This is a genomic window from Cohaesibacter haloalkalitolerans (assembly GCF_003574655.1).
Taxonomy (GTDB): Bacteria; Pseudomonadota; Alphaproteobacteria; order Rhizobiales; family Cohaesibacteraceae; genus Cohaesibacter; species Cohaesibacter haloalkalitolerans.
On the sequence record NZ_QNUM01000003.1, the window covers coordinates 225,031 to 243,505 of the forward strand.

Annotated in this window: 16 protein-coding genes; 7 read left to right on the forward strand and 9 right to left on the reverse strand. The window is 56.3% G+C overall.

The window, feature by feature from the left end; genetic code table 11:
- The first annotated feature begins 38 nt into the window (after positions 1–38).
- From DSL70_RS08550 to DSL70_RS08565, 4 genes are read left to right on the forward strand one after another with little or no spacing between them, the layout of a single operon-like run.
- Positions 39–548 (forward strand): hypothetical protein, encoded by a 510-nt coding sequence (locus DSL70_RS08550; RefSeq protein ID WP_119307505.1) that lies wholly within the window; start codon positions 39–41, stop codon positions 546–548.
- Between the two features lie 35 nt (positions 549–583).
- Entirely contained in the window at positions 584–1,312 is a 729-nt protein-coding gene (locus DSL70_RS08555; protein ID WP_119307506.1) for a hypothetical protein, read from the forward strand.
- 45 nt (positions 1,313–1,357) lie between these two features.
- Positions 1,358–1,825: a curli-like amyloid fiber formation chaperone CsgH gene (gene csgH, locus DSL70_RS08560; RefSeq protein WP_162916476.1), complete on the forward strand. Its 468-nt coding sequence runs from the start codon at positions 1,358–1,360 to the stop codon at positions 1,823–1,825.
- Positions 1,826–1,848: 23 nt separating this feature from the next.
- Complete coding sequence (locus tag DSL70_RS08565) at positions 1,849–2,574, forward strand: SH3 domain-containing protein (RefSeq protein ID WP_119307508.1); 726 nt, start codon at positions 1,849–1,851, stop codon at positions 2,572–2,574.
- Between the two features lie 98 nt (positions 2,575–2,672).
- On the opposite strand, the gene DSL70_RS08570 is transcribed toward DSL70_RS08565, so the two are convergent.
- Positions 2,673–2,888, reverse strand: a complete 216-nt coding sequence (locus DSL70_RS08570; protein WP_119307509.1) for a hypothetical protein — start codon at positions 2,886–2,888, stop codon at positions 2,673–2,675.
- Between the two features lie 264 nt (positions 2,889–3,152).
- Here DSL70_RS08570 and lexA point away from each other — a divergent pair, with 264 nt between their 5' ends.
- On the forward strand, positions 3,153–3,866 hold the full coding sequence (gene lexA / locus DSL70_RS08575; RefSeq protein ID WP_119307510.1) for a transcriptional repressor LexA: 714 nt from the start codon (positions 3,153–3,155) through the stop codon (positions 3,864–3,866).
- Between the two features lie 291 nt (positions 3,867–4,157).
- Here lexA and DSL70_RS08580 read toward each other — a convergent pair whose 3' ends face one another.
- On the reverse strand, positions 4,158–6,593 hold the full coding sequence (locus tag DSL70_RS08580) for a ComEC/Rec2 family competence protein (protein WP_119307511.1): 2,436 nt from the start codon (positions 6,591–6,593) through the stop codon (positions 4,158–4,160).
- Between the two features lie 203 nt (positions 6,594–6,796).
- Here DSL70_RS08580 and gltX point away from each other — a divergent pair, with 203 nt between their 5' ends.
- Both gltX and gltA read left to right on the forward strand, forming a co-directional pair.
- Complete coding sequence (gltX, locus tag DSL70_RS08585; protein WP_119307512.1) at positions 6,797–8,218, forward strand: glutamate--tRNA ligase; 1,422 nt, start codon at positions 6,797–6,799, stop codon at positions 8,216–8,218.
- A 417-nt stretch (positions 8,219–8,635) separates the two neighbouring features.
- Positions 8,636–9,925: a citrate synthase gene (gltA, locus tag DSL70_RS08590; protein WP_119307513.1), complete on the forward strand. Its 1,290-nt coding sequence runs from the start codon at positions 8,636–8,638 to the stop codon at positions 9,923–9,925.
- Positions 9,926–10,038: 113 nt separating this feature from the next.
- Here gltA and lpxB read toward each other — a convergent pair whose 3' ends face one another.
- The 7 genes from lpxB to rseP form a co-directional block, all read right to left on the reverse strand.
- Positions 10,039–11,190, reverse strand: a complete 1,152-nt coding sequence (lpxB, locus tag DSL70_RS08595) for a lipid-A-disaccharide synthase (RefSeq protein ID WP_119307514.1) — start codon at positions 11,188–11,190, stop codon at positions 10,039–10,041.
- Between the two features lie 90 nt (positions 11,191–11,280).
- On the reverse strand, positions 11,281–12,150 hold the full coding sequence (locus DSL70_RS08600; RefSeq protein ID WP_119307515.1) for an LpxI family protein: 870 nt from the start codon (positions 12,148–12,150) through the stop codon (positions 11,281–11,283).
- Between the two features lie 3 nt (positions 12,151–12,153).
- The gene (gene lpxA, locus DSL70_RS08605; protein WP_119307516.1) at positions 12,154–12,951 is read right to left on the reverse strand and encodes an acyl-ACP--UDP-N-acetylglucosamine O-acyltransferase; all 798 of its coding nucleotides are present in this window, start codon (positions 12,949–12,951) and stop codon (positions 12,154–12,156) included.
- The gene (gene fabZ / locus DSL70_RS08610; RefSeq protein ID WP_119307517.1) at positions 12,951–13,418 is read right to left on the reverse strand and encodes a 3-hydroxyacyl-ACP dehydratase FabZ; all 468 of its coding nucleotides are present in this window, start codon (positions 13,416–13,418) and stop codon (positions 12,951–12,953) included. The genes lpxA and fabZ overlap by 1 nt, the downstream gene beginning before the upstream one ends.
- Before the next feature lie 123 nt (positions 13,419–13,541).
- Positions 13,542–14,582 (reverse strand): UDP-3-O-(3-hydroxymyristoyl)glucosamine N-acyltransferase, encoded by a 1,041-nt coding sequence (gene lpxD / locus DSL70_RS08615; RefSeq protein WP_119307518.1) that lies wholly within the window; start codon positions 14,580–14,582, stop codon positions 13,542–13,544.
- Between the two features lie 66 nt (positions 14,583–14,648).
- Entirely contained in the window at positions 14,649–16,970 is a 2,322-nt protein-coding gene (gene bamA / locus DSL70_RS08620) for an outer membrane protein assembly factor BamA (protein WP_119307519.1), read from the reverse strand.
- A 222-nt stretch (positions 16,971–17,192) separates the two neighbouring features.
- Positions 17,193–18,341 carry an RIP metalloprotease RseP gene (gene rseP / locus DSL70_RS08625; RefSeq protein ID WP_119307520.1) on the reverse strand — a complete coding sequence of 383 codons (1,149 nt, stop codon included), beginning with the start codon at positions 18,339–18,341 and terminating at the stop codon, positions 17,193–17,195.
- Positions 18,342–18,475: the final 134 nt, after the last annotated feature.

Here is an 18,475-nt window from a genome sequence, read left to right on the forward strand (position 1 = left end):
GATCTACTGGCTTCAGTTGAAAGCAAAGGAACAGGGATATGCAAAAACAACTGACGGCTTTGGCAACAATTCTCCTCTTGAGCGGGGCCACACAGGCATATGCGGAGACGAATGTAATCGAATTACTTGATGACGCAAATCTGGATGGAAATGTCATTGAGATGAACATCACCGGCGACAACAACAGCCTGAGCCTCACTCAGGACTTTGCTTTGGGCGCCTGGGGCGAAAATCTGATGGACATCACCATCGAAGGAAACAACAACGGCGGCGCAAATGGTTCCATCTTTTCGGGCGTGGCGCTCAAAAGTGGATTGCAGCCGGGAGAATTGATCCAGGAAGGGTTCGACAACAGCATGATTGTGAATGTCAGCGGCAACAGCAATCTGTTCTCCTTCCTGCAAAATGGAGCGCACAACTCGCTTCAGGCCTCAATCGAGGGCACGGGTAATCAGGCCGCCGTGCAGCAATATGGACAGAATAACCACGTGAGCTTCAGCCAGATGGGCAGCAACAACAGCATCAACATCTCGCAAAGATCATTCTAGGGTCATTCTGTGCCAATGAATGAGGAGACTGGCACATGAACAAAGCCTTCTATTTGGGCGCTCTCGCACTATCCCTTGCGGGGTTCCCGCTTTCAACCGCTCTGGCCGGTGATGAAAACACCCTGATCCTGCTTCAGGAGGGTGCCGGAAACACCATTTCCATCGATCAGAAGACAGCAATCGGCAGTCAGATCGGTGGGGTGAATTTCATCGAGAAGCCGGCGCTTGAGAATTCCGAATTCGAGGTGCTCGATCTTTCGAACCCTCTAAATCTCAATGAAGCAACCAACCATCCGATCTTGCAGTTGGGCGACAACAACAGCGCCAACATCACGATCGAGGGGCAGGATGACGTGGTCTACCTGCAGCAGAACAGTCAGGGACAGGCACCGGGCAACAATGCCGATATCTATGTCAACTCCGGAGCTGGTGCACCTTCCTTTGCGGCAGTCGTGCAGACCGGCGCTGGCAACAATGCCGAGGTCAGCATTGACGGCAGCCTTTCCAACGGCACAATCCTGCAAAACGGATCGGACAACAACGGCACCATCACTGTGGACGGCAACAATGTCACCGCGGCCTTGACGCAGGTCGGCTCCAACAATGACAGTCAGCTGGTAGCACAGGGCAATGCAACATCTGCCACCGGGGTCGACGGTGCAAACGTGACCTATACGCTCTATGCCAATGGCGTCACGACCACTCAGCCGGTCACCGTGTCGACAAACGGCGCGTCCGTCAGCATTACGCAAGTCCAGTTCTGATCCTTCCAACGCCCAACCCTGCCTTCGGGCAGGGATTGGGGGAGCATGGCCTTGCGACATCCCGTTTCACAAAAGACAATTCCAACCGGCCATGGCCGGAGACTTGGCCCGGCCATGCGTCTGTCGCTGTTGCTTGGCCTTGCCGTCACCCCGAGCATGGGAACGCCAACCATGGCCGCCGACCAAAAAGCAGAGCCCAGACTTGTCTTTGAGACCAATGGCGATCAGCTCACCATTTCAGGCGTTCTGCATCCCGCGGCCCCCGGCGACTATGTTGCCAAACTCGAAGTCATCAAATCGGGGCCGAACGGCAAGGCAACCACCAGGCAGAGCAACAGGATAATGGTCAACGGCGACAAGACCTATCCATCAAGCAAGGTCTCCTTGCGCCTGTCGACGGGCGACCATGTCACCGCCCGGCTCGACCTCTTTTCCAATGACAAGCTCCTTCAGAGCACCCATCGAGAATTTGATTTCGGCACCTCGGCGCCGGAGGACAAAAACCATTTGTGATCCATTTCGTATCGGTGAAATCAATGATCAGGCTAACCGCAGTTTTCGCATCCACTCTCCTCTGGCTGGGCTGTCTTGCACAGACCCCGGCTCTGGCTCAAACCCCAAGTGCCGTGGCAAAAGCCTTCGCTGGACGCTGGATCACCTATGACCGGAATTTCTCCGATCAGAAGAGCTGCATCTTCGAGTTCTCCAGCGAGTTGAAAGACGACATTTTCCCGATTGCCAAGACCGGTTGCACCGGCGCCCTTGCCGCCATCGCAGGCTGGCGGATCCAGAACAATCAGCTGGTCTTTGTCACTGCGGACAAGAGTGCCATCGCTCTGGTCGGCGGCAATCAGGAACGGATGAGCGGTTCCATCCTGCAAAGCAAGCTGCCGATCATCTTCGAGCGTCTGGAAGTGGCTGAAAAGATCGAGCAGGCCCGCAAGTCCATCGAATGTTCCTACATCGGTTACAGCCAGACCTGCGCGTCACCACAAGACTTCACCCCGCCACCGGCAACCATCGGCTCGCCGTCTCCCATCCAGATTCTCGTAAACCTCAACGCACGCGCCGAACCGCGCAATAGTGCCGCCATCAAGGGCGTACTGAAGCCAAATGCCTGCGTCAGCGCCGAAGTTTGCACCGTCGCCTCCGATGGCCTGTGGTGCAAGGTGAAAACGGAAAACGGCAACGCCTGGGTCAAGAAGCAGACCGTCCGTCAGCAACGGTGGCCCATCATCACCTTCAAGAACGGCTGCGTCTGACCTGCTGTCCTGCGCGATAGCAAGTCTTGAGGCCACCAACGGCTCCGGGCTGCTGGTGGCATTTTCATGTCTGTGATTGAGGATCATGAAGACCAGAATCAAAGCGTGAAAGATGAATCCAGACAGGTTAGAACCGAGCCAACCTCGCCCATCACCATCAAAACCTGAAGAGACTGGTACTGAATGCCCCACTCCAGCGGCGAGCGCCCGATGGACATTTGACGGCTATCGGAAAGCGCATCCTCGATTTCACAGCCAGCAAGACATGATCGCAGCCACCTCCTGACGGCTTTGCCATCGATCAGAAAAAGCATGTCTACTCATAAAGTTATAAGCAGGTCCTCACAGATATGTCGATGCATTCGAGTTGGCATTTGCTCAAACGCTACAGACAATGACGCGCTTCAAGCGAGCCGTCCTTCCGGCACCCGTCAAAGCCCAAAAGTCTTTGCTCGACAACAGCATATCAGACATATTCCCGCTTGCAGAACACAGCAAGAACATGTATAGTTTGTTCGTGATTTGTGCCACAGATGTTTCGCTCAGGCGAACAAAACACGCGGGAATTGGAGAGGGAAATGCTCACACGCAAACAGCATGAACTGCTGATGTTTATTCACGAACGCATCAAGGAATCAGGCGTTCCCCCTTCCTTTGACGAAATGAAAGACGCCCTTGACCTGCGTTCCAAGTCCGGCATTCATCGCCTGATCACTGCATTGGAAGAGCGCGGATTTATTCGCCGGTTGCCCAACCGTGCCCGTGCGCTGGAAGTGCTCAAACTGCCCGAATCCCTGAAACCCACCCTTGGCAGTCCGTCTCGTGGCTTCTCTCCAAGCGTTGTAGAAGGCGGACTTGGCAAAGCTCGCCGAGATGAACCTGCCGCCCCCGAGACAGCAGAGGAAGGAACCGGCATTTCAGTCCCGGTCATGGGCCGCATCGCCGCAGGTGTTCCCATTTCTGCCATCCAGCACCAATCACACACGATTTCCGTTCCCGCCGAAATGCTGCGCGGTGGTGAACATTTTGCCCTTGAGGTGCGTGGTGACTCGATGATCGAGGCTGGCATTCTCGATGGCGACACGGTCGTCATCAAGAAATCCGACGATGCGGTTTCCGGTGATATCGTCGTCGCCCTTGTGGACGATGAGGAAGCGACTCTCAAGCGCATTCGCAAGAAAGGGGCTTCCATCGCTCTGGAAGCTGCCAACCCGGCTTATGAGACCCGTATTTTCGGGCCAGACCGTGTCCGCGTTCAGGGCAAGCTCGTTGGGCTGATGCGCCAGTATTAGGAGCATCCCGGCCGGTTGAGCCATCCGCTTGACCGGCTTGCCTCTGCCAACGGGCCGCCACTGTCTGGCTTTTCTGGCAGGCTCTTCTGGCTGGCTTTCCTGACAGGTCCTGGCAACGACCTGACGTCGGATAAAGCCTCTGGAAAGTCATGCGAAGATACCAACTAGCACGGATCGGGTGCTTGTCATCTGGCTATGGAGTAAAGCACAGGCTGCCAGAAGTATCGGTCGATCTGTGCTTTAAAGTGCAATTTCAGAGGTCTGAGAGGTCTTGCCATCTAGCAGAAGCGCTCAGGATTGCGGCATCCATGGCCGCTTTCCCTGCGGCAGAACCGCCGTTTCCTTCAGCGTCCAGCGCGGCCTGCCGCCGTTGTCAAGCACATCGGCACTCTGCCCATATTTCAGCCCACATGGACCACCTCCGGTCGCTTCCTTGCAAGAAACCGTGTCTCCGCTGTCGACTGCCTTGAATGAGAGGAAGCGAGCCCCCGCTTTAGCCAATTCGGCTTCGCCAAGGATCAGCGCCGGACCAATGCAGCTTTGCGGGATCGGCAATTGCGACACGATGATATCGCGCCGCAGGCATTCTTCAGCAAAAGCATCCGGCTTCTTGACAATCGCCAGCGACAAAGACGTTCTGTCGCCCCTTACCGTGTAGAGAGACGGAACAAGGCAGGCTTCCTTGTCACAGGCAGAGACTTCGGCGACAGATGTGCGGTCTCCCAGAGCCCGGGTGTCGCCGTCGGCCCGCAAAAGCGCATTGAAATCCAGTGTCATCCTGCGCCCGCCGGTCAATTGCCATGCGCCGTTTGCATCACGACTGGCGATACGCGTCCCGCCCTCGGATATCCATACATCAGGCATCGGGCTATACCACCAGAGCGCCAAGGCGAGCAGCATGGGCATGACAGCCAGCGCCGAGAGCAGGCGTCGGTGGATGGTATAGACAGCCAGCCCCAGCACCGCCAGCGGCAGAAAGTTTCCGCCCGCCTTGATGACCAAATAGTCCGCAGATGACCAGCGCGAGGTCATCTCGGCAATCGCAATCACCCAATCAAGCCCCCACTCGACCAGCTTCAGCGGCCAGGACTGCAGCCCGAATGGCGTCAGCAACACGGTGACCAATCCCATGGGCATCACCAGCAGGCTGACCAGCGGCATTGCCAGCAGATTGGTCACCAGACCATACGGCGCCATTTGCTGAAAATGAGCAACGGAGAAAGGCAACACTGCAATGCTTGCGATAAGCGACGTCAGTCCAATCCCGGAGATCCATCTCCCGGCAGTCAAGATCCCCTCCGTCATCGCCCCACGCGCCGCGCCAGAGCCATGATCCGCATCCACGCGGCGATATCGAAATCGGGTCAGTCGATCATAGGAGGCTATGAGCGCAGCCGTCGCTGCAAACGACATCTGCATACCCGCTTCGACAACACCATAAGGCTGCATGATAATCAGCAGGATCAGGACCAGAGCCAGATTTTGCATGGTCATCGCGGGGCGTTTTGCCAATATCGCGACAAGGAAAATAGCCGTCATGCAGAACGCCCGGATGGTCGCAACTGACGCCCCGGACAGCACCAGATAGGCCACAGCACTGAGCAGAGCCGCCCCCGCCGCCCACTGCTTGATCGGATAGCGCAGCGACAGGAACGGCCACAAGGCCAGAAAGCCACGAACACCCCAGAAGACTGTCATGGTGACCAGCGCCATATGTAGCCCTGAGATGGCAAGAATATGCGCAAGCCCGCTGCGCCGGAGCGCCGTTTCCACATCGTCAGAGAGAAAGTCCCGCTTGCCAACGGCCAGCGCTGCCGCAAGACCACCCGCCTTGCCGTCAACCCTGTCGGTGATATAGCTGGCAACCCGCTGCCTTGTGCGTTCGATCCCGTCTTTCAGCATCAGGCCAAAGGAAGCCAGTGCGCCTTCCTGCTTTTCCGGCAATCGCGTGATGGAACGGCCAAGATAGCCCTGCCCGCCAATCGCCCTTGCCCAGAGATAGCGGCCATAGTCAAACCCGCCCGGATAGGCAGGCTGTTGCAACGGCGTCACCTGCACCACCATCTTCAGCCGCTCTCCGACCCGATAGGTCTTGCCCATGGCCCGCCGAACGAGCAATAGCTTGCGCGGAGTCTCTTCAGCTTTGAGCTTGTTGATCGCCTCCACGGCAATGGTCCAGCGCTCCTGCGGCCGTTCTGCCGTGCCGCGCTGCTCAACCCGCTCCAGACGGCCAGTAACTTCGCCGGAAAAGCTCTGCGCCAGCACCGGTGTGGTGGCAAACTGCCCATGCCCACAGGCCGCGCACAACCCGACAACGACAGACGTGGCCAACAGCAAAGGAAATGTCACCACGCCCCTGCGCGCGCGGATGAAAGCCCAGACACAAAGCCCGATTGCCACTGCAAGCAACACCGGAAAGCTTGGCTCATCCGGCAAGGCATAATAGGCCGCCGCGCCAAACCCCATGAACACGCCCACCCAGAGAAAGCGGGCATTCTGATCGACACAGTCTTCCTGCCAGTTGCGCGCCAAGAGCTGCCAGAAGGCTTCCAGACGAAACATCAGGCGCCGCGCCAGCGCAGGACGACCAGTCAGGCCCTGCCAGTCATATCCAACGCCAGTACCAGCTTCCCCTCCATCCTCCTCAGGGGTGTCATTGGGGCGCGGAGCAAGGGGCCAGACCGTTTCGGCGGCTTCCTCTGGCTGATGGAAGGGGCTTTGCGCCATATTTCGTCCTTATGCACCCTTTTTTCGACACTCTGACAGCCCTGAGGTCTTTCGCCACAGGCGCAAGCTGTGCTAGATCCTTCACAACTTCGATCGCCGGTTCATGAAGCAGTGTGCAGTGCGAGGCTCTCAAGAGTTTTCCCGCACAACCTGCCTCAACTGCTGGTCTACTATATCCCGAACAACAGGTTACTGATAGCATTATGTGTTCCCAGGTTGTAACGCGCTTCGCTCCATCCCCGACAGGCTTTCTTCACATCGGCGGGGCCCGCACCGCTCTCTTCAACTGGCTCTATGCCAAGGCCAACGGCGGCAAGATGTTGCTCCGCATCGAAGATACTGACCGCGAACGTTCCACCGATGCCGCCATTGACGCGATTATCGCTGGCATGGAGTGGATGGGCCTGAGCTATGACGGCGACCCCATCTCGCAATATTCACGTGTTGAACGCCACCGGGAAGTTGTCGAGCAGATGCTTGAGAAGGGCATGGCCTATCGCTGCTACTGCTCTCCTGAAGAGCTGACCGAAATGCGCGAGAAGGCCCGCGCCGAGAAGCGCCCGCCGCGCTATGATGGCACCTGGCGCGATCGTGCCCCGTCCGAAGCACCGGCAGGCGTCGCTCCGGCCATTCGCCTCAAGGCTCCACAGGAAGGCTTCACGGTGATCGAGGATCAGGTTCAGGGTACTGTCAAGTTCCCCAACAAGGACCTTGATGACATGATCATCATGCGCTCGGATGGCAACCCGACCTACAACCTTGCCGTGGTTGTCGATGACCATGACATGGGCGTCACCCACATCATGCGCGGCGACGACCACCTGACCAACGCAGCCCGCCAGAAGCTCGTCTATCAGGCCATGGGCTGGGATGTTCCCGTTATGGCGCATATTCCGCTGATCCATGGACCGGATGGCGCAAAGCTGTCCAAGCGTCACGGTGCTCTTGGCGTTGAAGCCTATCGCGACATGGGGTATCTGCCGGTGGCCATGCGCAACTATCTCGTTCGTCTGGGCTGGGCCCACGGCGACGACGAAGTCATGACGACCGAACAGATGGTCGAATGGTTCAGCTTCGAAGGCATGAACAAGGCCGCATCGCGTTTCGACTTCAAAAAGCTCGAAAACCTCAATGGCATTCACATGCGTCATGCCGATGACGCCGACCTCTATACCCAGCTCATCGCCCTGCTGCCTCATCTGGAAGACGGGCAGGCCATGCTGGACAAGATCGATGATGCCAAAGAGGCCCAGATCATGCTGGCCATGCCGAGCGTCAAGGAACGCGCCAAGACGCTGCTCGAACTCAAGGACGGTCTGGCCTTCCTGTTCGACACCCGGCCGCTGGAGATGGAAGAGAAGGCAGCCAAGCAGCTGACCGACGAGTCCCGCGCCATGCTGAAGGAGCTTTTGCCGCGTCTTGAGGCCCTTGGCGAATGGACCTTGGAGAGCACGGACGCCGAGGTGAGAGCCTTTGCCGAAGAGAAGGATCTCAAGCTTGGAAAGGTCGCCCAGCCGCTGCGCGCTGCCATGACCGGTCGTGCCACGTCTCCGGGCATCTTCGACGTTCTGATTATTTTGGGCAAAGATGAATCGATCGCCCGCCTTAAGGATCAGGCCCAATAGGGTTTTTACACAGCCTTTTTAGAAAAACTACACAAAAGCCGACCAATAGGTCGGCTTTTTGCGTATCCTGAGTATGAATGACAAGATTTCAGGGCAAATGCGCAACAAACAAAAAGATGAATCCCTACTTGCCAATTTCCAGCAGAATAAGCATAGTCTTATCGCGATAATTGTTTCAACAATTACGAATGTCATGAGACTGAAGCGCTCATACTTTTGTAGGATAAGACACTGAAAGTCCTATATATTTCACAGTCCGACACCTATATTCAGTCCTAAGGCTGCTTGCTACCGAGCAAAAAATCAGATACCGAAAGCGCAATTCCTACGTTGTCGCGGAAAGTTTCTCGTACCCACGCACGAAGCTCAACCGCCATAAACAACAGCAAATAGTTTTCAAAATTTGGGAGTATCCGAATGAGTGATAAAAAAGCAACTTTGACTGTTGGTGACCAGTCCTGGGAGTTCCCCATCAAAAGCGGATCTATCGGGCCAGACGTTATCGACATCGGGTCCCTCTACAAAGAAACTGGAATGTTCACCTACGACCCAGGCTTCACCTCGACGGCATCATGTGAGTCAGAAATCACTTACATCGATGGCGAAAAGGGCGTTCTGCTGTATCGTGGCTACCCGATCGAACAGTTGGCCGAACATGGTGACTTTCTTGAAACCTGCTACTTGCTGCTTTATGGCCACCTGCCGACTCCTGAAGAGAAGAAAGACTTCGACACCCGTGTGACGCGCCACACCATGGTGCACGAGCAGATGAGCAAGTTCTACACTGGCTATCGTCGAGACTCCCACCCGATGGCTGTGATGGTCGGTATCGTCGGCGCGCTGTCTGCCTTCTATCATGACTCCACGGACATTGCCGATCCGCATCAGCGCATGGTCGCATCCCTTCGCATGATCGCCAAGATGCCAACCATGGCAGCCATGGCCTACAAATACTCCATCGGCCAGCCGTTTGTGTATCCGCGCAACGACCTCAGCTATGCAGCAAACTTCCTGCACATGTGCTTCTCCGTTCCGGCAGAACCATATGAAGTGAACCCTGTGCTGGCACGCGCCATGGACCGTATCTTCATTCTGCATGCGGACCACGAGCAGAACGCCTCGACCTCGACGGTTCGTCTTGCCGGTTCTTCGGGCGCCAACCCGTTCGGCTGTATCGCTGCGGGCATCGCCTGCCTCTGGGGCCCGGCCCACGGTGGCGCCAACGAAGCTGCCCTCAACATGCTCCATCAGATCGGAACTGTTGACCGCGTGGCCGAGTTCGTTGCCAAGGCAAAAGACAAGAATGATCCGTTCCGCCTGATGGGCTTTGGCCATCGCGTCTACAAGAACTATGACCCGCGCGCGCGCATCATGCAGCAGACCTGCCATGAAGTGCTCAATGAACTGGGCCATGGCGATGATCCGACCTTGCAGGTCGCAATGGAACTGGAAAAGATCGCTCTTAGCGATGAGTATTTCATCGAGAAGAAACTCTATCCGAACATCGACTTCTATTCCGGCATCACCCTGCGTGCTCTGGGCTTCCCGGCAGAGATGTTCACCGTGCTGTTCGCTGTGGCTCGTTCCGTGGGCTGGATTGCCCAGTGGAAAGAGATGGTGGAAGATCCGTCCCAGCGCATCGGTCGCCCACGTCAGCTCTTTGCTGGCGCCCCATTGCGCGACTATGTCGAGATGGACGACCGCTAAGCGCGGCTTGTCTGACAGCACCACGAATGCAGAAAGGCTCCCTTCCGGGAGCCTTTTTTCGTAGGGCATATCAAAATATTGAGCAATCCAAGACCCCGTGGCAGCAAAGCGCCTCAACTAGGCAGGAAATCCCGCACGATGCGGGCAACCCGCTCGCTAGGGGTTTCATCAGGCAGCGTCATCTTCTCATCAAGCTCTTCAAGAGCGGTGACCTGCGCGGCACGGGCCGGGCTTGCCTCCAGCAACGGCAACAGATTGTCTGCCAGTGTCCGGGCGTTGGCCTCATCATCGAGAAATTCGGGGATTGCATTCCGCCCCAGCACAAGATTGGTCAGCACAATCGAATGGGCCGTCAGCAGCCATTTGAACTGACGAACAATCCAGTCGACCTTGTAGGCCACAACCATCGGAATACCCGAAAGCCCCAGCTCCAGTGTGACAGTCCCCGAAGCCGCCAATGCGGCATGGGCCTTGCGAAAAGCGGCAAACTTGGCGCCTTCCCCGACCACGACTTCCGGCTGGACGGCCCAACTCTTCAGCCCCTCATCAATCAGCCCTCTGAGATGGCTGACCGCAGGCAGAATGACACGCAAGTTTGGGTGGCGCTCCCTTGCCAGTCGTATGACTTCGCCAAACTCGACCAGCAAACGCGACACTTCGCTCCGGCGCGACCCCGGCAGCACCAGAAGAACCGGGGCGTCCAGCCCCCCGCGTTCACCGGCCTGCGGTCGCAGCACGTCAAGACGCTCGATAAGCGGATGGCCGACATAGGTGCAGGGAGGTCCCATAAGGCGTTTGTGCGCCTCAACCTCGAAGGGCAGCAGCGCCAGCACATGATCGACGTAGCGCGCCATCTTGCGGGCACGACCGGGGCGCCAGGCCCACACACTGGGCGAGACATAATCGATGATCGGCAAATCCGGACGCCGCTTGCGAACGCGCTTGGCCACGGCATGGGTAAATTCCGGACTGTCAATGATCAGAAGGAGATCCGGATTCCTGGCAATCACGTCCTCCACCACCTCCATTCCCCGCCGATGCAGGGAAGGATATTGACGGATAATATTGATGATCCCCATCACCGCGATCTCGGAGAGCGGGAAGAGCGTCGACAGCCCCTCTTCCTGCATGCGCTCCCCGGCCAGCCCGGCAAAGCGAACCCGACCGCCCAACAATGCCTTGATGGCTTTGACAGCACGCGCTCCGAGCTGATCGCCGGAGTCCTCGCCAATAACGATATAGATCAGCGGACCCTTGTCGTCCATTCGGCTTCTCCTCAGCCCCGGAACCGCGAAGGAGACCTCTCCCGACCGCGGACATCAGATGCATATAGACACCAGACAATCACAACCTTATTACAGTGCGACCTCTTCAAGCTTTCTGGCTTGCAGAAACAAGCCAGCCTCTTTCGCCATGGCGAGGCTCTGCTGGCGATTGGCGCAAAGGACCTCGCCCTCTGCGCAAATAATACCGGCGAGACCTGCTCTATTGGCATTTTCGATGGTGCGAGGGCCAATCGTTGGCATGTCAAAGCGAAGGTCCTGCCCCGGTCTGGCGCGCTTGAGCAGCAGCCCCTGTTTGCCATAGGACCAGCGCGCTCGCTTTTCCTCGCGGATACGGCAGACCCGTTCAAGCATCTGGTCGGTTCCCTCCGGCCCTTCCAGAGCCACAATGCGCCCGGCGGCAACAACCACCCCCTGCCCGGCGTCCAGCGCCCCAATGATGCCTGCAGCCCGCGCAGCGAGCGCGATATCATCCTCATTGGCCTCAGCCAGCGTCGCCCCGACCGACAGGTCAGGCCCGACGACCAGCCGCGAAGCAACTTCTGGCACCGACACCAGCCGGACCCCACGCTTTTCCATGTACCGGGCCACACCCTGAAGCACACCCTCGTCGCCCCCGGCGGCCATGATCTTGAGGATGGCAGGCAATGCCTTCACCGCCCCGAAATCAAGCCGAATGCTGCGAAAATCCGGGCGTGCGCGAATGGACCCGATGCAGAGAAGCTCGGCAATGGCCATTTGTTCGATTGTCTTGAAAAGAAGGCCGATCTCACCCCACTTCAGCCAGAGATGCGGATGCGCCTCGATGCGGGCATCCGCCTCACCAACAATGCCGAACAGGAAATAGTCGCGCCCTGATTCTTTGAGGGCGTTGACAACCTCGAAGGGAAGGTCCTGTCCGCCAGCGATGATACCCACCGGCCCATCACCGGAAACAGCCATGGATCAGTCCTTGTTGCTGCGTGGTGTGCAGAGAGACTTCTTGGTATCCTTGCGGATGAAATTGACGATCTTCATGACATTCTCGTCGTCCGCATAGGCCTCAGCCACCTGATCAACCCGCTCCACCAACGTGCCTTCTTCTGTAAACAGCATCTGATAGGCATGGCGCAGATTGTGAATGGTCTCGCGACTGAACCCGCGACGCTTGAGGCCAACAAGGTTGAGGCCGCCAAGATGGGCACGGTTGCCGATGACGGAGCCAAACGGAATCACGTCATTCTCAACGCCAGACATGCCGCCAACAAAGGCATGCTCGCCCACACGGGCAAACTGGATCACCGCCGAAAGACCGGCAACGATGGCATAGTCGCCAATTTCACAATGCCCTGCAATGGTGGCATGGTTTACCAGAATAACGTGGTCACCGATCATGCAGTCATGAGCGATATGCGCACCGACCATGAGATGGCAATGGTTGCCAACCTTTGTCAGCCCGCCGCCGCCCTTGGTGCCCGGATTGATGGTCACATATTCACGGATATTGACATTGTCGCCAATCACGCAGCCGACGTCCTCACCCTCGAACTTCAGGTCCTGGGGAATGGTGCCGACGGAGGCAAACGGGAAAATCTCGACATTCTTGCCAATTGTCGTGTTGCCTTCGATCACAACGTGGGAATGGACCTTGCCACCCTCGCCGATGGTCACATGCTCACCGATTATGCTGTAAGGACCAACCTCGATGTCATCGGCAAGCTGAGCCCCATCAGCGACAATTGCTGTTGGATGAATATTGGCCATTACTTCTGCTCGTTCCCGATCAGCATTGCACTCACTTCGGCTTCGGCAACCTTCGCGCCGTCGACTTTCGCCTCGCAGGCAAATTTCCAGATATTGGCGCGGTTCTTCACCTTTTGAACGTGAATGTGAACCACATCACCCGGCACGACCGGCTTGCGGAACTTGGCCTTTTCAATGGTCATGAAATAGACGAGGCTGGGCGTACCCATGTCTTCGCGGCTGTTGACGCACAGAGCGCCAGCAGTCTGCGCCATGGCTTCAATGAGCAGAACCCCGGGCATGACGGGCTGAATCGGGAAGTGCCCCTGAAAATGCGGCTCGTTGATCGTGACATTCTTGATGCCGATGCAGCTGTCGTCACCATCCATCTCAATGATCCGGTCGATCATCAGAAACGGATAGCGATGCGGCAACAGCTCAAGAACGCGCATGATATCTGCACTATCAAGGGTTTGTTTCTCGCTCATGATGTATTTCCCTTCAACACCTGTCGGGGTCTTTTGCCCAGTATGAAAGACCCCTTGTTGAGCTCTGCAGCCGGACCGCCGCCAAGCGGGAAATCTCCGACGAGCTCGTTTTAATTGTTAGCTTTAGCTGTTTTTCTCCGCAAGTCGGCTCAAGGCCGTCATTTCGCGGAACCACTGTTTCACTGGCTTTGCAGGAACGCCACCATAACGGCCACCGGCAGGAACGTCATCCTTGACGACGCTGACAGCGGCAATTTGCGCGCCCATTCCAATGGTAATATGACCAGCAACGCCAGTTTGTCCACCAATCGCGACGAAATCTTCCAGTTTCGACGACCCCGACAGACCAACCTGGGAAACCAGAACGCAGTGACGACCAATTTCAACATTGTGGCCAATCTGAACCTGGTTATCAATTTTTGTGCCTTCGCCGATGATGGTATCGCGGTTTGCACCGCGATCGATCGTGCTATTGGCACCGATTTCAACCCGGTCCTGAATGATCACCCGGCCGATCTGTGGCACTTTCTGATGCCCCGTCGCGCTCATCGAGAACCCGAATCCGTCCTGCCCGCTGCACACACCGGGATGAATGATCACACTGTCGCCAACCAGCGTATGCTGCAGCACGCAGTTGGCTCCAATATGACACTTGCGACCGACACGGACGCCCTGCCCGATCACGGCACCAGCCCCGATGGTCGTACCCGCACCAATTTCAGCATTGGCACCGATGCTGGCACCCGGCTCGACGCACACACCCGCCTCGATCCGTGCCGACGGGTGAATGTGAGCCGCCTGTGAAATTCCGCCGTTGGTCTCAAAATAGGCCATGGGAACAGCAGCTTCCGGATAGAAGGCAGCGGAAACATCGGAGAATGCCCGATAGGGATTCTTGGATTCCAGCACAATGACCCCTTCCGGCACACGCTCCACATAACGCTTGGCGCAGATCACGACGCTCGCCTGCGTCTTTTCCAACTGCCCCACATATTTGGGATTGTCGAGGAACGTGATGTGTCCTTCAGCCGCGGTATCGATCGGAGCGACGTCGGTGACCAGCAGATCACCCTGAGCACCTTCCGGCAGCTCGGCACCGATCAACTCGGCAACAGCAGCCAGCGTAAGAGATTCAACTTTGGAGAAAAAAGCAGCGTCGGTCATGATAGCCTTAAAAAAAAGCCGCCGCCCAAAAGAGCAGCGGCTTTTTACCTATGTGTTTGTCAGGTCTTAGAACGAGGTCGCAGCGCCGAAGCGAATGATCTGCGTCTCGTCATAGCTTTCCTTGGTCAGAGCGTGACCATAGTCAAGGCGCAGTCTGCCAAACGGGCTGGCCCAGATGATACCAGCACCAATGGAAGACCGGATGCTATGGGAGTCATAGAAGGAACCGGCAGCGTCGGATCCAAACAGAGTACCGGCATCCGCGAAGACAGCGCCACTCAAGCCCACGCTTTCAAGATATGGCAACGGGAACTGCAATTCGGCAGTTGCGTTGAAGTAGGTCTTGCCGCCCAAAGCCTCACCAGAGGTGATGTCACGCGGGCCAAAGCCGTAAGATGCGAAGCCGCGAATGGTCTCGCCACCCTGACTGAAGGCATCCAGCAGACGAACATCGTCACCACCGACACCCTGAATATGACCAGCCCCAACACGCAGCATGCCAACCATGCTCCAAGCCGGATACAGCTCGTGATAGTAATAGGCATCAACCGTGGACTTGATGAAGCGAACGTCGCCACCAAGACCGGCGAATTCCTGGCTGAACTTGCCATAGATACCACTGGTCGGGTTGCTCATGCTGTCCAGCGAGTTGTAGACAAGCGCATAACCGACGGCGGATTTGATCGTTGATCCTTCGTCCTGCGCCTGCTCGATCCCGGGAGCGGCAGTCGGCAAGCCATATTTGGTGTAGTTGGAAATCTCTTTCTGTTCAATCGTGTAGTACGGGTTGAAGGAGATCTCTTCCGTGATCGGCAGACCAAACCGGATAGTACCACCATCACGTTTGTAGTCATAATCGCGGTAGTCGTTGTCTTCATAAACCGAGTGGAACAGATCGAACCCGGCAGCAAGACGACGGCCCATGAAGTAAGGCTCGGTGAAGGACAGCGTGTAGGACTGCTTGGTAGCACCACCAGAGGCGGAAACCTTCAGATACTGCCCGCGGCCCATGAAGTTCCGCTCGGAAACGGAAACGTCGGCAATGAAGCCATCGGCGGTAGAATAACCACCACCAATCGTAACAGAACCGGTACCCTTTTCCTTCACATCGACGTTCAGTACGACGCGGTCAGGAGAAGACCCCTGAGACGTGCTGATATCGATCTTGTCGAAGAACCCGAGAGCGTCCAGACGGCGTTTCGCACGATCCAGCAGAACACGGTTGAAGGCATCGCCTTCAGCCATATCGAACTCGCGACGAATGACATAGTCACGGGTACGGGTGTTGCCACGGATATTGATGCGTTCAACATAGGCACGGTTGCCTTCATCAACCTGATAGACCAGATTGATGACCTTGTTTTCATAGTCGCGGTCAGCGCGTGGCGTGACGCGTGCGAAGGCATAACCGGATTTGGAAATCTCGATGGTCATGTCTTCGAGCGACTTGGAAACCGCGTCGACACTGTAAACATCGCCGGCACTGGTATGAACCTGGCTGCGCAGCGTTTCGCCATCCACTTCGGGAACAGCGCTATCCACCTCGACATCACCGATGCGATACTGCTCGCCTTCGTCAACCGTGATGGTAACAAAGAACTTGTTACGTTCGCGATCAAGATCAGCAACGGATGAAACAACGCGGAAGTCGGCGTAACCATGATTGAGATAGAACTGACGAAGGCGCTCTTCATCGGCGGCCAGACGGTCGGCATCATACACATCGTTAGTGAAGAGCCAGCTCAACCAGCCGGTTTCCTTGGTCTTCAGAACGTTCTGCAGGCGATTGTCGCCGAAGGCCTTGTTGCCGAGAATGGCAATCTTGGCAACAGCAGTCTTCGCACCTTCAGTGATTTCAAACACGAGGTCGGCACGGTTGCGGCCAAGGTCGATGATCTTCGGCTCTACGCGAGCACCGAAACGACCGGCACGCCGGTAGGCTTCAAGAATGCGCTGCACATCTGTCTGAATGCGGTTTTCGCTGAGGATACCACGACTCTTGGAGGTAACCACCGTATTGAGGTCGGCATCCTTGATACGCTTGTTGCCTTCGAACGAAATGCGGTTGATAACCGCGTTTTCCTGCACATTGACAATCAGGGAAGACCCGCTCAACCGGATATCGACATCCTTGAACAGGCCCGTCTGATAGAGTGCCTTGAGTGACTCATCGATGTCGTAAGCGCTGGACCGCTGCCCCGCCTTCACAACAACGTAGGAACGGATCGTGTCATCAGACACCCGAGCGTTGCCGCGCACCACGACCTGACTGACCGTTTGCGCGAAGGCCGGACTGATTGCAAAAATATCTACAGGACCGAGCTGCGCGCCTGCACACATAACGGTGGCCAGTGCCGCTTTCCACGCGATGGTCTTAACTTTTTTCATCAGCCCCAACACTCTTTTTCTAAATCATCAAATCGAATGGGATACATATACGACCCACGAATTGGAATCTATATGCCTAAAAAGGTTTTACCTTGAATCGTAAAAGGATCAACCCCCCGAAGGCACCTAACTACAACAAAGACGACGTTCCGTTGCCCATAAGCCACAAATTTCTGCAGAAATCACTATAATAATTTCTGCGGAGAAAAACCACTTGCATTCCTAGTCCGACATAAAAATGTGTGTGATATCATTGAATGTAGCAAAGATCATGAGCGAGAAAACCAGCGCCAGACCAATCCGGAAGCCCACTTCCTGACTTTTGGCCGATAGTGGCTTTCCACGAATTCCCTCCAATGCATAGAACACCAGATGACCGCCATCCAGCATCGGAATCGGAAACAGATTGAGCAGCCCGATACTCACTGAAAGAATGGCTGCAAGATTGACCAGGGCGACGATACCCAGCGTCGCCACCTGCCCGGAAACCTGCGCAACACGAATGGGGCCACCCAACTGATCGGCGTCTTCCTTGCCGACAAAAATCCGCCCGACATAGCCCAGCGTCCGCTCAACGATGGCATAGGTCTCGGTCACCCCGCCCCAAGCCGCTTCAAGCGGACCATATTGCTTGCGCACGACATCCTCAGGCCGAGCCGCGTGCCGGATCCCCAGAACACCGATTTTCTGCTTGTTGCCAAACTGGTCGGTGACTTCGGTCCGACGCGGTGTTGTCATCAGCGTGATTTCCTGACCATTACGATCAACAACAACAGCCAGCGCATCACCGGAACTCAACGCAACAATGCCCTGAACATCAGCAAAGGACTTGATGGCCTGCCCATCGACAGACAGCATGATGTCTCCAACCTCAAAGCCTGCTTCGGCAGCAGCACTGTCCGGCGCGATGGCATCCACCCGTGCAGGCGTCATCGGCTTGCCATAGAGGAACAGCAACATGCCGAAAATCACAATCGAAAGCAGGAAGTTGGCAAAAGGCCCAGCAGCCACGATCGCGGCGCGCGCCCAGAGAGATTTTGAATGCAGGGAACCTTCCCGATCATCTTTGCCAAGACTGTTCAAGGCCTCCTGATCGGGCACACTGGCGGCGTTTTCATCGCCTAAGAACTTGACATAGCCGCCAAGGGGAACAGCAGAAACCTTCCAGCGCGTTCCATGCTTGTCATAGAAGCCAAACAGCTCCTTGCCGAAGCCGATCGAGAACTCGCTGATGGTCACGCCGCACCATCGTCCCACCATGAAGTGGCCAAGCTCATGAAAGAACACAACAATCATGAGAACAAACAGCGCAGGAATGACATAGCCAAGCAAACCGGAACCGGCAGAAAAAATGCTCTGTAGGAATTCCATTCAAATCTCCAAATTTCCTTGGCGTGAGAATACCGCCCATCCTCTAAAGAAGGCTTAAATAGGGTCAAAATATGGAGAGATCAACCGCGACAGACGAAGCAATGGCTCTCAACAGCCAAAAGGCGGACGCACCG

Coding starts and splice junctions, on each gene's coding strand:
- DSL70_RS08550 (WP_119307505.1), top strand. CDS start 39: ATGCAAAAACAACTGACGGCTTTGGCAACAATTCTCCTCTTGAGCGGG.
- DSL70_RS08555 (WP_119307506.1), top strand. CDS start 584: ATGAACAAAGCCTTCTATTTGGGCGCTCTCGCACTATCCCTTGCGGGG.
- csgH (WP_162916476.1), top strand. CDS start 1,358: ATGGCCTTGCGACATCCCGTTTCACAAAAGACAATTCCAACCGGCCAT.
- DSL70_RS08565 (WP_119307508.1), top strand. CDS start 1,849: ATGATCAGGCTAACCGCAGTTTTCGCATCCACTCTCCTCTGGCTGGGC.
- DSL70_RS08570 (WP_119307509.1), bottom strand. CDS start 2,888: ATGCTTTTTCTGATCGATGGCAAAGCCGTCAGGAGGTGGCTGCGATCA.
- lexA (WP_119307510.1), top strand. CDS start 3,153: ATGCTCACACGCAAACAGCATGAACTGCTGATGTTTATTCACGAACGC.
- DSL70_RS08580 (WP_119307511.1), bottom strand. CDS start 6,593: ATGGCGCAAAGCCCCTTCCATCAGCCAGAGGAAGCCGCCGAAACGGTC.
- gltX (WP_119307512.1), top strand. CDS start 6,797: ATGTGTTCCCAGGTTGTAACGCGCTTCGCTCCATCCCCGACAGGCTTT.
- gltA (WP_119307513.1), top strand. CDS start 8,636: ATGAGTGATAAAAAAGCAACTTTGACTGTTGGTGACCAGTCCTGGGAG.
- lpxB (WP_119307514.1), bottom strand. CDS start 11,190: ATGGACGACAAGGGTCCGCTGATCTATATCGTTATTGGCGAGGACTCC.
- DSL70_RS08600 (WP_119307515.1), bottom strand. CDS start 12,150: ATGGCTGTTTCCGGTGATGGGCCGGTGGGTATCATCGCTGGCGGACAG.
- lpxA (WP_119307516.1), bottom strand. CDS start 12,951: ATGGCCAATATTCATCCAACAGCAATTGTCGCTGATGGGGCTCAGCTT.
- fabZ (WP_119307517.1), bottom strand. CDS start 13,418: ATGAGCGAGAAACAAACCCTTGATAGTGCAGATATCATGCGCGTTCTT.
- lpxD (WP_119307518.1), bottom strand. CDS start 14,582: ATGACCGACGCTGCTTTTTTCTCCAAAGTTGAATCTCTTACGCTGGCT.
- bamA (WP_119307519.1), bottom strand. CDS start 16,970: ATGAAAAAAGTTAAGACCATCGCGTGGAAAGCGGCACTGGCCACCGTT.
- rseP (WP_119307520.1), bottom strand. CDS start 18,341: ATGGAATTCCTACAGAGCATTTTTTCTGCCGGTTCCGGTTTGCTTGGC.